At 68.8% G+C, this 18,002-nt stretch carries 22 protein-coding genes; 19 read left to right on the forward strand and 3 right to left on the reverse strand.

Going from position 1 to position 18,002, the window contains the following annotated elements; all coding sequences use genetic code 11:
- Positions 1 to 109 precede the first annotated feature (109 nt).
- From L1066_RS23715 to L1066_RS23780, 14 genes are all read left to right on the forward strand, one after another.
- Positions 110 to 643 (forward strand): MaoC family dehydratase, encoded by a 534-nt coding sequence (locus L1066_RS23715; RefSeq protein ID WP_235738821.1) that lies wholly within the window; start codon positions 110 to 112, stop codon positions 641 to 643.
- Positions 640 to 1,671: an LLM class flavin-dependent oxidoreductase gene (locus L1066_RS23720; RefSeq protein ID WP_235738822.1), complete on the forward strand. Its 1,032-nt coding sequence runs from the start codon at positions 640 to 642 to the stop codon at positions 1,669 to 1,671. The genes L1066_RS23715 and L1066_RS23720 overlap by 4 nt, the downstream gene beginning before the upstream one ends.
- A complete protein-coding gene (locus L1066_RS23725; protein ID WP_235738823.1) occupies positions 1,668 to 2,918 on the forward strand; it encodes a CaiB/BaiF CoA transferase family protein in 1,251 nt (416 codons plus the stop codon). The genes L1066_RS23720 and L1066_RS23725 overlap by 4 nt, the downstream gene beginning before the upstream one ends.
- The gene (locus tag L1066_RS23730) at positions 2,915 to 4,270 is read left to right on the forward strand and encodes an MmgE/PrpD family protein (RefSeq protein ID WP_235738795.1); all 1,356 of its coding nucleotides are present in this window, start codon (positions 2,915 to 2,917) and stop codon (positions 4,268 to 4,270) included. The genes L1066_RS23725 and L1066_RS23730 overlap by 4 nt, the downstream gene beginning before the upstream one ends.
- Positions 4,271 to 4,284: 14 nt before the next feature.
- Positions 4,285 to 5,523, forward strand: coding sequence for a RidA family protein (locus L1066_RS23735; protein ID WP_235738796.1), 1,239 nt, complete (start codon positions 4,285 to 4,287; stop codon positions 5,521 to 5,523).
- A complete protein-coding gene (locus L1066_RS23740; protein WP_235738797.1) occupies positions 5,523 to 6,044 on the forward strand; it encodes an FAS1-like dehydratase domain-containing protein in 522 nt (173 codons plus the stop codon). Before L1066_RS23735 ends, L1066_RS23740 begins: the two co-directional genes overlap by 1 nt.
- Positions 6,041 to 6,490, forward strand: a complete 450-nt coding sequence (locus L1066_RS23745) for a MaoC family dehydratase (RefSeq protein ID WP_235738798.1) — start codon at positions 6,041 to 6,043, stop codon at positions 6,488 to 6,490. Before L1066_RS23740 ends, L1066_RS23745 begins: the two co-directional genes overlap by 4 nt.
- Complete coding sequence (locus tag L1066_RS23750) at positions 6,487 to 7,635, forward strand: acetyl-CoA acetyltransferase (protein ID WP_235738799.1); 1,149 nt, start codon at positions 6,487 to 6,489, stop codon at positions 7,633 to 7,635. Before L1066_RS23745 ends, L1066_RS23750 begins: the two co-directional genes overlap by 4 nt.
- Positions 7,632 to 8,078, forward strand: a complete 447-nt coding sequence (locus L1066_RS23755) for a Zn-ribbon domain-containing OB-fold protein (RefSeq protein ID WP_235738800.1) — start codon at positions 7,632 to 7,634, stop codon at positions 8,076 to 8,078. The genes L1066_RS23750 and L1066_RS23755 overlap by 4 nt, the downstream gene beginning before the upstream one ends.
- On the forward strand, positions 8,078 to 9,256 hold the full coding sequence (locus L1066_RS23760) for an acyl-CoA dehydrogenase family protein (RefSeq protein WP_235738824.1): 1,179 nt from the start codon (positions 8,078 to 8,080) through the stop codon (positions 9,254 to 9,256). The genes L1066_RS23755 and L1066_RS23760 overlap by 1 nt, the downstream gene beginning before the upstream one ends.
- Entirely contained in the window at positions 9,253 to 9,987 is a 735-nt protein-coding gene (locus L1066_RS23765) for an HpcH/HpaI aldolase/citrate lyase family protein (RefSeq protein ID WP_235738825.1), read from the forward strand. The genes L1066_RS23760 and L1066_RS23765 overlap by 4 nt, the downstream gene beginning before the upstream one ends.
- Positions 9,971 to 10,138 carry a hypothetical protein gene (locus tag L1066_RS23770; protein WP_235738826.1) on the forward strand — a complete coding sequence of 56 codons (168 nt, stop codon included), beginning with the start codon at positions 9,971 to 9,973 and terminating at the stop codon, positions 10,136 to 10,138. The genes L1066_RS23765 and L1066_RS23770 overlap by 17 nt, the downstream gene beginning before the upstream one ends.
- A gap of 250 nt (positions 10,139 to 10,388) precedes the next feature.
- Positions 10,389 to 10,703, forward strand: coding sequence for a hypothetical protein (locus tag L1066_RS23775; protein ID WP_235738827.1), 315 nt, complete (start codon positions 10,389 to 10,391; stop codon positions 10,701 to 10,703).
- Complete coding sequence (locus L1066_RS23780; protein ID WP_235738828.1) at positions 10,700 to 11,449, forward strand: thioesterase family protein; 750 nt, start codon at positions 10,700 to 10,702, stop codon at positions 11,447 to 11,449. The genes L1066_RS23775 and L1066_RS23780 overlap by 4 nt, the downstream gene beginning before the upstream one ends.
- A gap of 167 nt (positions 11,450 to 11,616) precedes the next feature.
- Here the strand turns inward: L1066_RS23780 and L1066_RS23785 are convergent, their stop codons facing one another.
- Positions 11,617 to 12,204: a hypothetical protein gene (locus tag L1066_RS23785; RefSeq protein WP_235738829.1), complete on the reverse strand. Its 588-nt coding sequence runs from the start codon at positions 12,202 to 12,204 to the stop codon at positions 11,617 to 11,619.
- Between the two features lie 131 nt (positions 12,205 to 12,335).
- Here L1066_RS23785 and L1066_RS23790 point away from each other — a divergent pair, with 131 nt between their 5' ends.
- Together L1066_RS23790 and L1066_RS23795 are read left to right on the forward strand one after the other, a co-directional pair.
- On the forward strand, positions 12,336 to 12,860 hold the full coding sequence (locus L1066_RS23790) for a DUF2975 domain-containing protein (protein WP_235738830.1): 525 nt from the start codon (positions 12,336 to 12,338) through the stop codon (positions 12,858 to 12,860).
- Positions 12,860 to 13,072, forward strand: a complete 213-nt coding sequence (locus L1066_RS23795; RefSeq protein ID WP_235738831.1) for a helix-turn-helix domain-containing protein — start codon at positions 12,860 to 12,862, stop codon at positions 13,070 to 13,072. The genes L1066_RS23790 and L1066_RS23795 overlap by 1 nt, the downstream gene beginning before the upstream one ends.
- Positions 13,073 to 13,245: 173 nt before the next feature.
- Here L1066_RS23795 and map read toward each other — a convergent pair whose 3' ends face one another.
- Complete coding sequence (map, locus tag L1066_RS23800; protein WP_235738832.1) at positions 13,246 to 14,028, reverse strand: type I methionyl aminopeptidase; 783 nt, start codon at positions 14,026 to 14,028, stop codon at positions 13,246 to 13,248.
- A gap of 46 nt (positions 14,029 to 14,074) precedes the next feature.
- Between map and L1066_RS23805 the strand changes: the two genes are divergently transcribed.
- The 3 genes from L1066_RS23805 (at position 14,075) to L1066_RS29005 (ending at position 16,990) form a co-directional block, all read left to right on the forward strand.
- Positions 14,075 to 14,347 carry a helix-turn-helix transcriptional regulator gene (locus tag L1066_RS23805; protein ID WP_235738833.1) on the forward strand — a complete coding sequence of 91 codons (273 nt, stop codon included), beginning with the start codon at positions 14,075 to 14,077 and terminating at the stop codon, positions 14,345 to 14,347.
- Positions 14,348 to 14,618: 271 nt separating this feature from the next.
- Complete coding sequence (locus L1066_RS23810) at positions 14,619 to 16,808, forward strand: carbon starvation CstA family protein (protein WP_235738834.1); 2,190 nt, start codon at positions 14,619 to 14,621, stop codon at positions 16,806 to 16,808.
- On the forward strand, positions 16,805 to 16,990 hold the full coding sequence (locus L1066_RS29005) for a YbdD/YjiX family protein (protein ID WP_376707730.1): 186 nt from the start codon (positions 16,805 to 16,807) through the stop codon (positions 16,988 to 16,990). The genes L1066_RS23810 and L1066_RS29005 overlap by 4 nt, the downstream gene beginning before the upstream one ends.
- Before the next feature lie 20 nt (positions 16,991 to 17,010).
- Here L1066_RS29005 and L1066_RS23815 read toward each other — a convergent pair whose 3' ends face one another.
- Positions 17,011 to 17,700: a DMT family transporter gene (locus tag L1066_RS23815; protein WP_235738835.1), complete on the reverse strand. Its 690-nt coding sequence runs from the start codon at positions 17,698 to 17,700 to the stop codon at positions 17,011 to 17,013.
- Positions 17,701 to 18,002 lie beyond the last annotated feature (302 nt).

Below are 18,002 nucleotides of genomic sequence, written 5' to 3' on the forward strand. Positions count from 1 at the left end.
AAATTCTCTCGATACTGCGCTTGACACTTCATATGTCAGACTTTTATGGTCCTAACATCGTGTCGCGCATCAAGCGCTGATCGGTTCGACGACTCCTAAGAGGTGGGACATGGCCACGAAGACTGGCTGGACGGGGCGATTCTTCGAGGACTTCGAGGTGGGTGACGTCTATCAGCACCCACTGGGCCGCACGGTCACCGAGCAGGACAACATCTCCTTCACGCTGCTCACGATGAACACCAACCAGATGCACTTCAACTCCGTCTATGCGGCCAGGTCGGAGTTCGAGAAGCCGCTGGTGGTCTCCACCCTGACGGTGGCGATCTGCGTCGGCCAGAGCGTCACCGACCTCACCCAGAACGCCTTCGCCAACCTGGGCTGGGACGACATCAAGATGACCCACCCGGTCTTTGCCGGCGACACGATCTTCAGTGAGTCGCTCGTGCTCGAGAAGCGCGAGTCCGGCAGCCGCCCGCACGCCGGCATCGTCACCGTCCGCACCCGTGGCCTCAACCAGGACGGCGACGAGGTCTGCTCCTTCAAGCGAATGTTCTACGTCTACAAGCGCGGCGCCGACCAGGTCGAGGGGATCTTCCCCGAGGGCAAGGTGGCGCTGACTCTCGAGAGCGAGTCGCTCCGATGAAGATCACCTACCAGCCCTGGGGCGAGACCCTGGCCGAGCTCGTCGATGCCGGTCGTCGCGCCGAGGCGGCCGGCGCCGAGGTGCTCTGGGTCTCCGAACTGCACCGCAGCGCAACGATCACCGCGGCTGCTCTCGCCGCCGCCACCACCGAAGCCAAGGTGGGTACGGCGATCGCGCTCGCCTTCACCCGCAGCCCGATGGTCACCGCGCTCGAGGCACTCGATCTCGATGAGCTGTCGGGCGGCCGGTTCGTGCTCGGCCTGGGCACCGGGGTGAAGCGGCTCAACGAGGACTGGCACAACGCCAGCTGGGGAAAGCCGGTCGGTCACCTCCGTGAGGTGGTGCGCAACCTGCGGCACTTCTGGGCGAGTTGCGCCTCGGGTGAGGAGATCGCCCTCGACGGCGAGTGGGAGCCGATGCGGATCCGCGGCTACGAGCGCCCCTTCGAGCCGGTCCGCACCGACATCCCGATCTATCTCGCGGCGATGGGCCCGGCGATGACCCGACTCTCCGGGCGCATCGCCGACGGGTGGATCAGTCACGAGCTGTGCTCGCCGTCCTATCTCGAAGCGCAGATCCTGCCCGAGCTGATGACCGGCCTGGAGTCGGCCGAGCGCAAGCGGGCCGACCTCGATGTCGTCGTCTCCGCTTGCTGTTCGGTGGACTCCGACCCGCACGCCGCCCGTCGCCGGGTGGCCGGCCTGGTCGGCTTCTACGCCAGCGTGCGCACCTATGCCGACTTCTTCGCCTTCCACGACCTCGCCGACGACCAGCAGCAGGTCATCGACGCCTTCCGCGCCGGAACGGGTGCTGACCACCTTGCCGACGTCGTCACCGACCGCATGGTCGACGCGCTCACCATGACCGGCGACCGCGACCACGTCGCCGAGAAGATCACCGACTACCGCGGGCTCGCCGACTCGGTGAAGCTCAGCCCACCCACCCACGGCATCGCCGCGAGCGAGACCCGTCTCGCGCAGGAGCAGATCATCGCGATGATCGCCGACATCAAGGAGGACGTGGCATGAAGCCGCTGCAGGACGTCCGGATCATCTCCCTCGAGCAGTACGGCGCCGGTCCCTTCGGCAGCGTGCACCTCGCCGATCTCGGCGCCGAGATCATCAAGATCGAGGACCCACGCGTCGGCGGCGACGTCGGTCGCTACGTTCCGCCCTACTTCGAGGAGGAGGACTCGCTCTTCTTCGAGACCTTCAACCGCAACAAGCAGTCGATCTCCCTCGACCTCACCACTCCCGCCGGCCGCGAGGTCTTCGAGGAGCTGGTGAAGAACGCCGATGCGGTCTATTCCAACCTGCGTGGCGACGTGCCCGAGAAGATCGGCATCACCTACGACCAGCTCAAGCATCTCAACCCGGCCATCGTCTGCTGCTCGCTGACCGGTTTCGGCATGACCGGGCCACGCAAGAACGAACCCGGCTACGACTACATCCTGCAAGGACTTGCGGGCTGGATGGACCTCACCGGCGAACCTGACGGACCACCGACCAAGTCGGGTCTGTCGCTCGTCGACTTCTCCGGCGGGTACGTCGCCGCGATCGCCCTGCTGGCAGGGCTCCACGCCGCGCGCCGCGACGGCATCGGCATGGACTGCGACGTCAGCCTCTACGACACCGCGATGGCGATGCTGACCTATCCGGCGACGTGGCACCTCAACGCCGGCTACACCCCGGCACGTACCCGGCACTCCGCACACCCGTCGTTGGTGCCGTTCCAGGCATTCGAGGCCAAGGACGGCTGGTTCGTCGTGGGTTGCGCCAAGGAGAAGTTCTGGACCCGGTTGGCCGAGGCCGTCGGTCACCCCGAATGGGCCGAGGAGGGCTCGCCCTACGCCAACTTCTCGTTGCGCCAGCAGAACCAGGCCGAGCTCACCGACAAGCTCGAGGAGATCTTCCGCACCCGCACCGTCGACGAGTGGCTGGGTGAGTTCTATCCGGCCCGCATCCCGTGCGGCCCCATCAACGACGTGCCCGCTGCCCTGCGCGAGGAGCACACCGTTGCCCGGGACCTCATCGTCGAGACGGAGCATCCGCGCTACGGCACGGTCAAGCAGGTCGCCTCCCCGGTACGGGTGGGCGATGAGCGGCCCGAGTATCGCCGGGCGCCGCTGCGCAACGAGCACTTCGAGCAGGTGCTGCGCGACGTGGCCGGCTACGACGACGCGAAGGTCGCTGCACTCGCTGCTGACGGTGCCTTCGGTGCCGGCCGGCCGCCGCACGGCCATCCGACACCCGAGCAAGAGGCGGCGGCGCGATGATCGCACCGGCGTTGGCGCGTTGGGTCGTCTCGACGGGAGACATCCCCGTCGAGGTGCGGCGTGCCGCGCAGCGCCACCTCTTCGACGGCCTGGGCACCGCACTCGGCGCCTTGCGGACCGGCCAGGTCCCTGCTGCCGTGCCGGTCGCCACAGATCTGGGCGGACCACCCGAGGCCACGATCTGGGGGCAACCGGACAAGGTGTCGGCACCGGCAGCCGGTCTGGCCAACGGCTCGCTCGTGCATGCGCTCGACTTCGACGACACCCACGCCGGTGGCCTGATCCACGCCACCGCCGTCGTTCTCCCCGCCGCGCTCGCCGTCGGTGAGCAGGTGCGGGCGACGGGTGCCGACGTGCTGGAGGCCGCGGTCGTCGGCTACGAGGTCGCCTGTCGGGTCGCGGCCGCCGCACCCAACGGCTTCCACGCCCGCGGACTGCACTCCACGATGGCTGCCGGGGTCTTCTCGTCGGCTGCCGTCACCGCGCGACTCCTCGGAATGGACCTGGCCCAGACCACCAACGCGCTCGGCATCGCCGGGAGCCAGGCCGGTGGCCTGCTCGCCTTCCTCGCCACCGGCGCCTCCACCAAGCAGCTCCATCCTGGCTTCGCGTCGCAGTCCGGCATCCTCGCCGCGCGGCTGGCGGCAGCCGGAGCGACCGGCCCGGAGACGGTCTTCGACGGCCCGCACGGCCTCTACGACACGTTGGTCGACGGCCCCGCCGACCCGGCCTCCATCGTGGCCGACCTCGGAGTGCGTTGGGAGACCACGCGCATCGGCATCAAGCCCTACCCGGCCTGCCAGCTCTCGCACGCCACGCTGGACGCAGTGCGCGACGCCCGTGCCCGGCGCCCGTTCGAGGTCACCGAGGTCGTGCGGCTCACCGCGCAGGTGCATCCCGACTCAGCTGCCGTGGTCTGCGACGCGACCCGTGACCTCACCCGCCCGGCCAGCGACTACGCCGCGAAGTTCTCGCTGCCGTGGAGCGTGGCTGCACTGCTCGTCGACGGGTCCGTCGGCCTCGACACGTTCGAGGAGGTCTCGATCCGCCGACCCGAGGTCGCCGACCTGGCTGGCCGCGTCGTCGTCGAGATCACCGTGCCTGACGGCGTGGCTGCCGACGCACCGGGCGACGTACGCATCGAGTTGGCCGACGGCACGACCGTCACCGGTCACGTCGACCGCAGCGCCGGCGGCCCCGACAACCCGCTCACCGACGCCCTGCTCATCGAGAAGGCCACCGGCCTGGCCGGTATCGACGCCACCCCGCTCTTCGCGGCGCTCGCCGTGCTCGACGACCAACCTGACCTGACCGCCCTGCTGGCGGTCCTCGACTCCCTGGCTCCGCACTGAAGGATGGATTCCCTGTGACCCTGCAAGCGATCACGCCCACCGAGTTCCCGTGGTTCCCCTACGAGGGGTTCACCTTCTGCCTGGGGCTGACCGAGGGTGACACCGCCTGGACCTCCGGTCACACCTCGGCCCGTCACGATCCGGACATCGGCAAGATGACCGTCGAGGGCACCATGGAGCAGCAGGCGCGGATCGCCTACGAGAAGTGTCTGGCGATCCTCGCCGCGGCAGGCTTCGGTCCCGAAGACGTCACGCGGGTCAGCGAGAACGTCACCATCGCGGGCCTGCCGCACTACGAGACCGCCGCCGGCGTGCGGCGGGAACTGCTGGGGGATCGGCCCACCGTGCGAACCGTCGTGGTCGAGCGGCTGGTCCGCAGGGCCGCGTGGCTCGAGGTCGAGCTCCACACGGTCAAGGGCGGTGGCCGGCAGTTGCGCGCGGCCAGCGAGGCGCGCGACGCCGGCACCTGGCAGCGATCCGCCGTGACCGAGGGCCAGGACGAGACCGTCTACCTCCCCACTTCGGTTCCGATCGACGCGAACGGTGAGGTCGTCTTCCCCGGTGACTTCGTGTCGCAGTACCGCTACTGCCTCGAGCAGGCCGGTGTGATGCTGGAGAAGGTCGGGCTCAGCCTCGGTCATGCGGTCACCACCTACGACTACTCACTGCCCGAGGTGCGCTCCGTCTATCGCGGCACCCACAAGGTGCGCAAGGAGCTGCTCGGCAACAACGAGGGTGGGGTCTATCCGGGTGCCGGCGGCATCTTGATGTCGCGGTTGCACGCGCCGGGTCAGCTGGTCGCGATCGACGTCACCGCGTCGCGGCACCCGCTCGAGCTCGTGAACCCGGGCTGGTCGCGCTACGACACGCTCACCTATGCGCCGGGGGTGAAGGCCGGGCGGACGCTCTTCATGTCGGGCTTCGCGGCCCTCGACATGGAGACCCAGCAGGCGATGCACGCCGACGACATCGGCAAGCAGGCCGAGACGACGTACGGCGCCATCCTGCACCTGCTCGAGCACGCAGGACTCGGACCAGCCGACCTGCTCGAGACGACCGAGTACTGCGTCGAGTCGGCCGTGGGCGACTATCGGGCCGTGGCCGACGTACGTGAGCAGTTGCTCGGACCGCCGTGGCCCGCCTCGACCGGCGCACTGTGCCACAGCCTGCTGCGCGACGAGTTCAAGCTCGAGGTCTTCCCGACCGCGCTCTACCCTGCGGGTGAGGCTGCGTCCGCCTCAGAGGAGGGCTGATGAGCAACTCGCTCCTGACCGAGGAGGTGCTGGCGCTCAAGGGCCGCACGGTGACCTACACCGCTCCGGACCCGGCGGGTGCCGCAGCCGGTCGCTACTTCGGCCTGGCCATCGGGGACGACAACCCGCTCTACTCCGATGCCGGCTTCGCGAAGGAGCAGGGCCTGCGGGGTGTCACCTGGCCGCCGACACTGATCTGCGAGACCAACCAGTACGCCGACCTGCCGATCGACCGCGACGGCTATGCCGGTCACACCTGGGGGCTCGACCTGCCGGGCACCCGGCAGGTGCGTGGGGGCAACTCCTATGTCTTCCACCGCCGGGTCCGCCCCGACGACATGATCGTCGCCACCTGGTCGATCGATGACGTCGTCGGCAAGGTCAACGGCCGCGGCCACGAGATGGTGATCATCACCTCCACCGCCCGCTACGCCACGGCCGAGGGCGAGCCGCTCGCGGAGAACACCGAGACGATCATCTTCGTCGGACTGGAGCAGAAGAGCGAGGGAGGCAAGGCATGAGCATCGACCACGCCGCAATCGCAGTCGGTGACGTCGTCCCGCCGCTGGAACGCACCATCAGCCTCACCGACATGGTCGCCTACGCCGGTGCCACGTGGGACTGGTACCGCTCGCACTACGATCCCGAGTTCGTCGCCGCCGCGAAGCTGCCGGCGCCGATGGTCGACGGCCAGGTCTTCGGTGCACTGCTCGTCGAGCAGCTGCAGGACTGGCTCGGACCGCAGTCGTTCGTGCGCGAGCTCGCCTTCACCTTCAAGAACCTCGTCTTCGCCGGCGAGACCGTGCGCTGCGAGGGTTCGGTGACCGAGGTCGGAGACGACCGGCTCACCGCGGAGCTGCGGGTCGTGGTCGTGGCGGCGGACGGAAGCGCGGGCCGTCTGGCAGCCGGAGCCGGGCGTGCCGTCGTACTCCTCGGTACCGCCGACGGACCGGGGGCCACCTCGTGAGCACCAGCGTCGCCATCGTCGGCGCAGCCGAGTGCGACCTCGGGGTGACCGACAAGTCGATCCTCACGTTGCAATCGCAAGCAGTGACGCGGGCTCTCGCCGACGCCGGCCTCACCCTGGCCGATGTCGACGGCATCGCCACCAACGGCATCTCGCGCTTCTCCGCCACCCAACTGGCCGACTACCTCGGCGTCGTACCCACGTGGACCGACTCGACCTTTGCCGGTGGCAGCGCCTTCGAGCTCTACCTGGCCCGCGCCACCCAGGCGATCCAGGCTGGGCAGGCGAGCGTCGTGGTCATCTCCTTCGCCTCCAACCAGCGCTCTGCCAGGTCGCGCAAGATGGGCGGCGTCCACGAACCGTGGATCCCCGAGGCGCAGTTCGAAGAGCCCTACGACGTGCTCTATCCGCTCTCCTACTACGCGATGGCGGCGCAGTCCTACCTGCACCGATACGGCGGCACCCGCGAACAGCTCGCGGAGATCGCGATCGCCGCCCGCGAATGGGCCCTGCTCAACCCGGCGGCCTTCCGCCACGGCAAGGGGTCGTTGTCGGTGGCCGATGTCGTCGAGTCACCGATGATCTCGTCGCCCCTGTCCGCCGCCGACTGCTGCCTGGTCACCGACGGCGGCGGCGCGGTCGTCGTGACCTCGTTGGAGCGGGCGCGCGACCTGGCCAGGACGCCCGTCGAGGTGCTCGGGTACGGCGAGCGCACCACCAACACCTCCTTCACCGCCGTCGACGACCTCGCGGTGCCGGGAGCGCGGGGAGCGGCGCAGGACGCCTACGCCCGTGCGGGCATCACCCCTGCCGACATCGACGTCGTCGAGGTCTATGACTCCTTCACCATCACCGCCGCGTTGAGCGTCGAGGCGCTCGGCCTGTGCGGTGAGGGCGAGGCGCTCGACTTCATCCAGGGCGGTCGGATCCGGCCCGGCGGCTCGCTGCCCTTCAACACCTCCGGTGGTGGGCTCTCCTACTGCCACCCCGGTCAGTACGGCGTGCTGCTGCTCGTCGAGGCCGTTCGACAACTACGCGGCGAGTGCGGCGCGCGGCAGGTCGCCGACGCCGAGATCGCCGTTGCCCACGGCACCGGAGGAATCCTGTCCACGCATGCGACCGTCGTCCTGGGGGTTGACCGATGAGCGAGCTCCAGACCGAGTGGATCCCGGGCGAGGTGCCGCCGGCCGACGAGAACAGCGCCGACTACTGGGAGGCGACGCGTGAGCACCTGCTGACGGCGCAGTCGTGCACGTCGTGCGGCCGGGTGCAGCACCCACCGCGGGCAGTGTGCACGGGCTGCGGCTCGATGGAGCACCTGGAGCAGATCGCGGCTGCGGGCACCGGCACCATCGACAGCTTCACCCTCGTGCACCGCGCGCCGAGGCCAGAACTTGTGACGCCGTACGTGGTTGCCCGGGTTCGGCTGGCCGAGGGGCCGATCGTGCTGAGCCGGCTCGAGCCGGCTGTGCCGGGCGACGGGTGGCAGATCGGCGACCCGGTCGCCGTTGCCTGGCGCGACCTGCCCGACGGACGGGCGCTTCCGTACTACCGGCCCGCAGGGGCCACCGACGATGGGGAGAACTGATGGATTTCCAGCTCGACGAGGACCAGCGCGAGTTCAAGGCACTGCTGCGTCAGTTCGTGGACAACGAGATCGTCCCGGTCGCCCGGGAGTGGGAACAGGCCGGCCGCTACCCGACCGAGATCGTCAAGGGCATGGCCGACATGGGCCTCTTCGGCATCACCGTGCCGGAGGAGTACGGCGGCCTCGACCTGGACCCGGTGTCGTTCGCCTTGGTCTTCGAGGAGATCGCCCGCGGCTGGATGGGCGTTGCAGGCATCCTCGGCTCGCATTCGCTTGCCTGCCGGCTGATCGCGATGCACGGCACCGAGGAGCAGAAGCAGAAGTATCTGCCTGACCTGGCGACCGGCAAGCGGCGTACGGGCATCGGTCTCACCGAGCCGGACGCCGGCACCGACCTGCAGGGCATCCGCACCACCGCTCGGTTGGTCTCGACAGGCTCGACCAACGAGGACCACTACGTCGTCAACGGCGCGAAGATGTGGATCACCAACGCCCGCTACGCCGACCCGCTGCCGGTGCTGGTGAAGACCGACCCGACCGCATCGCCTGCCCACAAGGGCATGAGTGTGCTGCTGATCGAGGCGGGCACCCCCGGCTTCGAGGTCACCAAGGACATCCCGAAGCTCGGTTACAAGGGCACCGAGTCGTGCGAGATCCTGCTCGACAACGTGCGGGTGCCGGTGTCGCAGCTGGTCGGTGGCGTCGAGGGCAAGGGCATGCAGCAGGTGCTCTCAGCGCTGGAGTGGGGCCGGGTCAACATCGCGGCCCGTTCGGTGGGCATCGCGCAGCGCGCCCACGAGGAGGCGTTGTCCTATGCCCAGCAGCGCAAGGCGTTCGGCCAGCCGATCTCCGACTTCCAGGCGATCCAGCTCAAGCTCGGTGAGCTCGGCACCCAGGTGCAGGCAGCGCGGCTGATGGCCTACTGGGCGGCTGATGCGGTGCGTTCCGGCCGCGCCGACGGCGCCACCGGCATGGCGAAGATCTTCTGCTCCGAGGTGGCGCTCCAGGCCGCCATCGACTCGATGAAGGTGCACGGTGGCTACGGTTACTCCACCGAGTTCGAGGTGGAGCGGCTCTATCGCGACTCCATCCTCATGTCGATCGGTGAAGGCACCAACGACATCCTGCGCACCGTCGTCGCGAAGTCGTTGATCAAGGGCGACACGGTCGTCGGATGACGGTCGAGGTCGCTCAGCTGCCGCGGACCTATCTCTATGTCCCGGGCAATGCCCATGCCTTGGTCGGCAAGGCCCTGCGCAGTGGCGCCGACGCGCTGATCCTTGATCTCGAGGACGCCGTCCCGCTGGCGGAGAAGGATGCCGCGCTGGCGGCCGTGGTCGGCTGGTTGCGTGAGCTGCCGGCCGACGGTGACGTGGAGCTCTGGGTACGGCTCAACCCCGGTGAGCGGCGCGTGGGAGAGGTGACGGCACTGGCCGGGCTCCCCGCACTGCGCGGACTGGCACTGGCGAAGACGGAGTCCGCTGCCGAGGTCACCGAGGTTGCGGACCTGCTGGCGTCGTTGGGCGACACGGACACGGTGCTGATGCCGCTGCTGGAGTCGGCAGCCGGCGTGTTGGCGGCGCAGATGGTCGCGACCGCTCCCCGAGTGCACCGACTGCAGATCGGGGAGGTGGACCTGGCCGGCGACGCAGGTCTGGAACCCGGCGCAGACGACGCCGAGCTGGCGTGGATGCGTGCCATGGTGGTGTTGGCCAGCGCAGCGAGCAGGGATCCACCCACCGCCGGCGCCGGTCTCGGTGATCACCCGCGACGCGGCGGCGTTCCGCGAGTCGACGCGACGAGCGCGCCGCCAGGGTTTCGTCGGACGCTGTTGCATCCACCCGATGCAGGTGCCGCTCACGCACGAGGTCTTCACCCCGACCTCCGCCGAGGTGGCACGAGCCCGTGAGGCGATCGCGCTCCTGGCCGCAGCGGAAGCGGAAGGAAGCGGTGTGGTGCTGGACTCCTCCGGTCGTCTGGTCGATGAGGCCGTGCTGCGCCGAGCCCGCAAGACCTTGGCCCTGCACGAGCGGGCCGCGCGGAAGGGAGTGATGGAGTGATGTCGCGACCTGAATCGATCGACCTGCGAGGCGACGTTCCGTGGCGGCCGGTGCCGATGCCGGGCGCGAACCTGCCGCTGGACCTGGTGCCCCTGGCCTCCGCTGGCTCGGCCTTCACGATCCTCGGTCGCTTCCCGGCAGGCTTCGTGCGCGCGAGCCCCGGTGGTTATGCGCACGCCGAGGAGTTCGTGGTGCTCGAGGGAGTCTGGACCTCGAGGGGCTGCGACACGAATCGGGCAGCATCGTGCACGTGCCGGCCGGTTTCCTGCGCACCGACATGCGCACCGAGCGCGGGTGCACCGTCTTCGCCTGGTTCGGTGGACCGGCGGAGTTCCTTGCGCCCGAGGCGCTGATCGTGACGGGCGAGGGCATCACGAGCGTGTCGGTCACCGACCTCTCGTCGAACCGGTGGGAGAGCTCGCAGTCGCGGTGGCGGCTGGCCTCCCTGAGCGACCGGGAGCCGGGCGAGGAGATCATCGATCCGATGGCCGGGCGTTGGTGGCGCACCGGGGAGCCCACGGTCGCCGACCTTGCCGAGTCGGTGCTGCTGCGGGCGCCGCGATGACCTTCCGTGAGGAGTGGGGTGGCTTCACCGGAGTCTTCGGCGGCCGTGTCGTCGCCGAGCTCGCTGCTGCGGTCACACGTGCGCCGAACGCCGACGAATACCTGGCCGGTCTGGTCCCGGCCTCCCTCCACGCGGAGTTCTCCGCAGCCGTGGACCTGGGTGCCGCGGAGGTGACCGCCGAGGTCCTGCATGCGGGACGACGTACGGCGCGAGTGGCGACGGCCGTCCGTCAGGGGCACCGGCGGGCCAGTGCCTCGGTCAAGATGGTGCGTGCCGGTGAGCCGTCGTGCCTGCCGCGGCGTGACCTGAGGTCGTTGCCGACGCCCGAGAGCCTGTCCCCCTTCGTCCCGCCCTATCCACCCATGGCCTACTCGGCGCTGACCGAGATCCGCCTCGTCGAGCACACGAGGGTGAACGGCCAACCGTCGACACGGGTGTGGGTGCGCTTGGACGACGCATCCCCGGCCGTGACCGAGCTGGACCCGACTGGTCGGGCCGCCGTCCTCCTCGACATCGTGCCGCCCGGCCCGTTCTTCGCCGATGCCGCACCGGCGTTCGTGCCCACCGTCGACTTCTCCCTGCACCGAGCCCCCGTCACCTCCGCTCCCGGGGGCTGGCACTACGCCGAGAGCACCACCGAGTGGTGGGCCGACGGCTTCTGTGCCGAGTCGGCCACGCTCTGGTCTGCCGACGGCACCTTCGTCGCCCGCGGCACCCAGAACCGCCGGGTGGTCTTCGACGCCTGACCCCCGCCGTCCCAGCGGCCCCGGTAGCGGTCAAGATTCCCCGCCCGGGCGGGGAATTGGGTTCCTGCATGCCGTAGCCACGCACACCAAGCATGCAATTGGGTGACACAGTCCCCCGCCCGAGCAACACCTCAGCCGTACGCCGGTCCGACAGTTGGCGGGCCGCCTCAGGTCCTGTGCCGGGCGAGGGCGGCGTCGTACTGGTGCAAGGTGCGGAGCACGGAGTGCACGGCTTGGGTGAGTTCGGTCGTCGACAGGTCGTGGTCGGCGATCGACGCCCTGATCGGAACACCAGCGACGGCCGCACGGATGCGGCGCCGCTCCTGCGCCCTGGTCTCGCACTCGTCATCGATGTGGGTCAGCGTCATCCGCAACTCGCTCTTCCCCCAGCCGTCAGCTCCCTCCAGCACCTCGAGGGCGGCGTCGAGCCAAGTGGCGTCGTCGACGTGGCTGTCCTCCAGCTCGTCGATCACTCGGTTGAAGAGCGCCATGCTCGATGCCATCGCCGCCGGCATCGCCGAGATGTGATCGTCGTAGGGGAGTGCGACTGCGCGGTCAACGAAGCGATCGGTGCGGTCCCGGTCTCCGGTGAGCAATCCGTCGTATGCCTTGGCCAGCAGGTTGTCGGCGGCAGCGCTGGCGGGGACGGCTGGGTCCGGGCTGCTGTCGAACCCGGCTCGGGGTGCGCCATAGGACTGCCCCGCCAGCCCCAGCAGCTCGTCGGCCAGCGTTGCCCGTGCTCGTCGGTTGTCCACTGCGCAAGCCTAGGCCGCCAGCAACGGTACGCCGTCGCAGCCTGCGGTGGATCGCCCCCTCGAGCACCGCTGCGCCTTGCCGAGTCTATCGCTTAACGATAGATTTCAATCGTTCATCGTTGCATCAAGGCATGACGAAGGAAGCGGTCATGGGTGGACGCGCGGTTCTTGCGTTGCGAGTCGTCATCGCACTCGCACTGATCGGATCCTTGTTCGTGCAGGTCGTGATGATGCCGTTGGTGTGGCTCGATCTCGACGACGCTCCGATCGGCTTCCGCGTCGCCGTGGTGGCGATCGGCGTCCTGGGCGTGCTGTGTCTCCAGGTGATCGCGGTCTGCATCTGGCGGCTGCTGACCTTCGTACGCCGTGGCACTGTCTTCTCCCACGCCTCGTTCCGCTATGTCGACATCGTGATCGCCTCGATCGGTGTCGGCGCCGGGCTCATCTTCGCGGTCGCGGTGGTTGCTCGGTTCGCCAACCGTGCGGCACCGGGTGACGAGGTAGCACCGGGTGTCGTGGGTCTGATCTGCGGAGCGGCCCTCGTCGCTGCGGGCGTCGCGCTGGTGGTCTATGTCCTGCGTGCGCTCCTGGCTCAGGCGGTGGCATTGGACTCCGAGGCCAAGCAGCTGCAGTCCGAGCTCGACGAGGTGATCTGATGCCGATCGTCGTCGACATCGACGTCCTGCTGGCGCGCCGCAAGATGGCTGTCGGCGAACTCGCGGAACGCGTCGGCATCACGCCCGCCAACCTCGCCGTGCTCAAGAACGGCCGGGCCAAGGCCGTCCGGTTCACCACGCTCGAGGCTCTGTGCGAGGTGCTGGAGTGCCAGCCCGGCGATCTGCTCCGTTGGGAGTCCGAGGCTCCCTGAGTGGCGCGCCGCGGGCCACGCTGGCTCGGTCTGTATGACGGCCCGACGCCGACCTCGGCTCGGCCATGGTGTTCTTTGCCGCCGGGGCCCCGGGTTCGTCGCCGGTCAGCTGATCCTTGCCGCCGCCGGGGTGCAGAACGCAAGGTTCGACCGGGCTGGACGCGCTCGTGCACCTACGCGATGTGCTCGCTGGGCAACGTCAGGATCTCCGCCCCGCCGTCGGTGATCGCGATCGTGTGTTCGCTGTGCGCGGTCCGGGCCCCAGTGGCACTGCGCAGGGTCCAGCCGTCCGCGTCGGTGATGAGCTGGTCGGTGTCAGCCATGACCCATGGTTCGAGGGCGAGCAGGAGGCCGGGGCGGAGCCTGTAGCCGCGGCCGGGGCGGCCGGTGTTCGCGACGTGCGGGTCCTGATGCATGGTGGTGCCGATTCCGTGGCCGCCGAATTCGAGATTGATCGGATAGCCCGCTTCGGAGAGCACGTCGCCGATGGCGTGGGAGAGGTCGCCGATCCGCGCGCCCGGGCGGGCTGCCGCGACTCCGGCCGTCAGCGCCTGCTGAGTGGTCGCGATCATCCGCTCATCGGCGGGATCACGCCGATGGCCGACGACGAAGCTGATCGCGGCGTCGGCAGCCACACCCCGTAGCTTCACCGCGAGGTCGAGGGTGAGGAGATCACCGTCGGCGAGCCGGTAGTCGTGCGGCATGCCGTGCAGCACGGCGTCGTTGACGGCGGTGCAGATGTAGTGGCCGAAGGGGCCGCGGCCGAACGACGGGGCGTAGTCGACATAGCAGGACTCGGCACCGGCGTCGAGGATCATCTCCTTCGCCCATCGGTCCATGTCGAGCAGGTTCGTGCCCACGTTCGCGCGGTGCTTCAGGCTGTGGAGGATGTCGCCGACCAGGCGTCCGGTGCCACGTGCGCGGTCGAGTTGAGCGGGGGTGAGGATTTCAATCATGACTATAACTATACCGGTCAAAAAATACCGGTACTAGAATAGGAGCATGGTCAGACTGCCACTCACCCCAGAGGAGATCGAACGCGGGAAACGCTTGGGCGCGCTGCTGAGGCTTGCTCGCGGGGAACGTTCGATGCTTGAGGTCGCCCTCGTCGCCGGAGTGTCGCCGGAGACGCTGCGCAAGATCGAGACCGGCCGCGTGGCCACCCCGGCGTTCTCGACCATCGCCGCCCTTGCTCAGGCACTGGGGCTCTCGCTCGACGATGTCTGGGCACAGATCGCCGTACCCGCGGATCAGGTGACGGTCGCGGGAGTGTGATGCGCGCTGGTCGGGAGTGAGTGCCCAGGGAGGGAGCCACTGTCACAACCCCGACATGCGCCACGACGGTGCGCCGGTGCAGCGAGCGTTCCTGACCCTGCTCAGCGACGGATGCGCCGACGAGGCACGAGGGCCGTGAGCGCACGGGGAGGTGATCGCCGGCGCCCAGGCGCGTGGCTGAACGCGGCACCCTTGCGGGGACTGGCCGAGAGGGCCACGATCAGTGATGCGACCCACAGATCGTGACGAGCCAGCCGCTCGAGGAGGCGACATGCCCACCACCACGTCGACACCGTCCGCGCCACGCCCCAAGTCGAAACGTCCCACTCCGCTGTCGATCGCCGTGTGGGCGGCGATCGCCGTCGTCGGCGCCGTCTGCTGGGTGGTGCTTGCGCTCTCTCGAGGTGAGGAGGTCTCGGCGCTGTGGATCCTCTTCGCCGCGCTGTCGTCGTACGCCATTGCCTATCGCTTCTACGCCCGCTTCATCGCCTACCGGGTGCTGAAGGTCGACAAGGATCGAGCGACCCCGGCTGAACGCCTGGAGAATGGCCACGACTTCGACGTGACCGATCGGCACGTGCTGTTCGGTCACCACTTCGCTGCGATCGCGGGAGCCGGACCGTTGGTGGGCCCGGTGCTCGCTGCGCAGATGGGTTACCTGCCCGGCACGATCTGGATCATCGTCGGCGTCATCTTCGCCGGCGCCGTCCAGGACATGATCGTGCTGTTCTTCTCGATGCGCCGTGACGGCAAGAGTCTGGGCCAGATGGTGCGCGAGGAGATCGGGCTGGTCGGCGGGATCGCCGCTCTGATCGCGGTCTTCGCGATCATGATCATCATCTTGGCAGTGCTCGCACTCGTCGTGGTCAACGCCCTGGCCGAGTCGCCGTGGGGTGTGTTCTCGATCGGGCTGACCATCCCCATCGCGCTGTTCATGGGCTTCTACCTGAGGGTCCTGCGGCCGGGCCGGGTCATGGAGGTCACCGCCATCGGTGTGGTGCTGTTGTTGCTCGCCATCATCGGCGGCGGGTACGTCGACGAGTGGGGTTGGGCCGACACGCTCACCCTGTCGAAGGAGCAACTGACGCTCGCGCTCGTGGTCTACGGCTTCGTGGCGTCGATCCTGCCGGTGTGGATGCTGCTGACCCCGCGTGACTATCTCTCCACCTTCATGAAGGTGGGCGTCATCGTGCTCCTCGCCATCGGGCTCGTGGTCGCGGCGCCATCGCTGCAGAACGAGGCGGTGAGCTCCTTCGCGGTCGACGGTGACGGACCGGTCTTCGCTGGCAAGCTCTTCCCGTTCGTGTTCATCACCATTGCTTGCGGCGCCCTGTCCGGCTTCCACGCGCTGATCTCCTCGGGAACGACGCCGAAGATGGTGGCGAAGGAGCCGCAGGTCATGATGATCGGTTATGGCGGCATGCTGATGGAGTCGTTCGTGGCGATCTCCGCGCTGATCGCGGCGAGCGTCATCGACCCCGGCCTCTACTTCGCGATCAACGCGCCAGCCAGCGCGACGGGGGTGGACCCGGCGACTGCTTCGGACTTCGTGGCCACGCTGGGCTTCACGATCACCCCGGCAGATCTCCAGGCCGCGGCGGCCAGCGTGGAGGAGAGCACTCTGATCTCCCGCACCGGCGGAGCGCCGACGCTCGCCTTCGGCATCTCGCAGGTGTTCACCGATGCCTTCCACGGCGGGATGGCCGCCTTCTGGTACCACTTCGCGATCATGTTCGAAGCACTCTTCATCCTCACCGCCGTCGACGCCGGCACCAGGGTGGGTCGTTTCATGCTGCAGGACTCGATCGGCAACATCTGGAAGCGCTACGCCGACATCTCCTGGATCCCCGCCTCGTGGTCGGCGAGCGCGATCGTCGTCGGGCTGTGGGGCTACATGCTCTACGTCGGGGTGACGGACCCACTCGGTGGCATCAACCAGCTCTTCCCGCTCTTCGGCATCGCCAACCAGTTGCTCGCCGCGATCGCGCTGACGTTGTGCGTGACGTTGCTGATCAAGCACGGCAAGGTGCGATGGGCGTGGGTGCCGGGCATCGGGCTCGTGTTCGACCTCGTCGTCACCCTGACCGCGAGCTGGCAGAAGGTCTTCTCCGACAACCCGGCGATCGGCTACTTCAGTCAGGCCTCTCGCTATCGCGAGGCCCGAGATGCCGGGGAGTTGCTCGCGCCCGCGAGCAACCGCTCGGAGATGGACCAGATCATCTCCAACTCCACTCTCAACGGCACCCTCCAGGCGACCTTCGCGCTGCTGGTCATCGTCGTGGTGCTCAACGCGATCTGGATCTGGATCAAGGGCATCCGGGCTGGAGGGCTGCCGACCACCGAGGTGCCCAAGGTCGAGTCCGAGCTCGTGGCTCCTGCCGACTTCTTCGCCACTGCCGAGGAGAAGGAGGAGTTGCGTCTCTGGGAGGAGTCGCGCGAGAAGGTCGGGAGCGACCGATGACGGCGCTGCGGCGAGGGCTCGGCCGACTGCGGTGGTATGTCCGGCAGTTCACCGGCGAGGCGAAGTGGGACGACTACCTCCTCCGTTGTGCTGCCGCCGGCACCACGCCGATGTCACGGCGGGAGTTCGAGCGCCATCGTGATCAGCATCGGGAGACCTCGGCGCGGTCGAGTTGTTGCTAGGCCGTGCAGGTCGTCTCGGCTCAGACCGGCGCCGGATGCTCCTCCGGCCGATGCAACGCCACGACTGCGGCGAGGAGGAGGACCCCACCGACCAGTGCGGCCGCGGTCAACACCTCGTCGAGGATGAGCGCGGCGAGCAGCGCGGCGGAGAGCGGCTCCACCAGCGTCGCGACGGTGGCTGCCGACCCCGACGTGGTGCGCAGTCCCGCATAGAGCAAGGCATAGGCCAACGCCATCGTCGCCACGCCGAGGTAGACCAGCAGCACCCACGACCCGCTCGAATCAGGCACCAACGCGTCGCCGGACAGCCCGGCGATCACGAGGAACGGCGCCAACACGACGGCTGACACCGCTGTTGCGCAGGTGGTGAGCGCCGTTGTCTCCACGCGCTGGGCCAGGCCGTGCCCGAGGACCGTCGTGGCGGCGTACACGGCACCGGCGAGGACGGCCAGCAGCAGGCCGGCGACCGGGCGCGGGCCGTCAGTGCCACCGGCCTGGGAGCTGATCAGTGCCAGCCCGCCGAGGGCTGCGAGCAGCACCAGCACCTCGCGTCGATCCGGCCGGCTGCCCGCGCGGAGGTGGTCGGCCGCAGCCGCGAGCACCGGCGCCAGACCGAGCGAGACGACCGTGGCGACGCTGACGCCGACCCAGAGCACGGCGATGAAGTACGTCGCCTGGTAGAGCGCCGTGCCGCAGCCCACCAGCACCACGAGACCGGGGTGGGTCCGAAACGTGGCGCGAGCCTTCGCGATCCCCGGGTGGCGGCGGCGAAGAGCAGCAGCGTGAGCGCGGCGAGCAGGGTGCGCCAGGCGCTGGTGGTCATCGCGCCCATGCCGTCGCGTTGGTGCAGCAGTGTCACCACCAGGCCTCCGGTGCCCCAGAGGATGCCGGCCGTGCACACCTGCAGCAGGCCGATGCGCCGACTCATGCGTCCCGCCGGCGAGTGTCCACCAGCGCAGCGTAGTGCTGTCGGTGGCTGCGCCGTCACGCATCGCGTCGATGGACCTGCGGC

Origin of the sequence: Nocardioides alcanivorans (assembly GCF_021555175.1) — a bacterium.
Taxonomy (GTDB): domain Bacteria; phylum Actinomycetota; class Actinomycetes; order Propionibacteriales; family Nocardioidaceae; genus Nocardioides; species Nocardioides alcanivorans.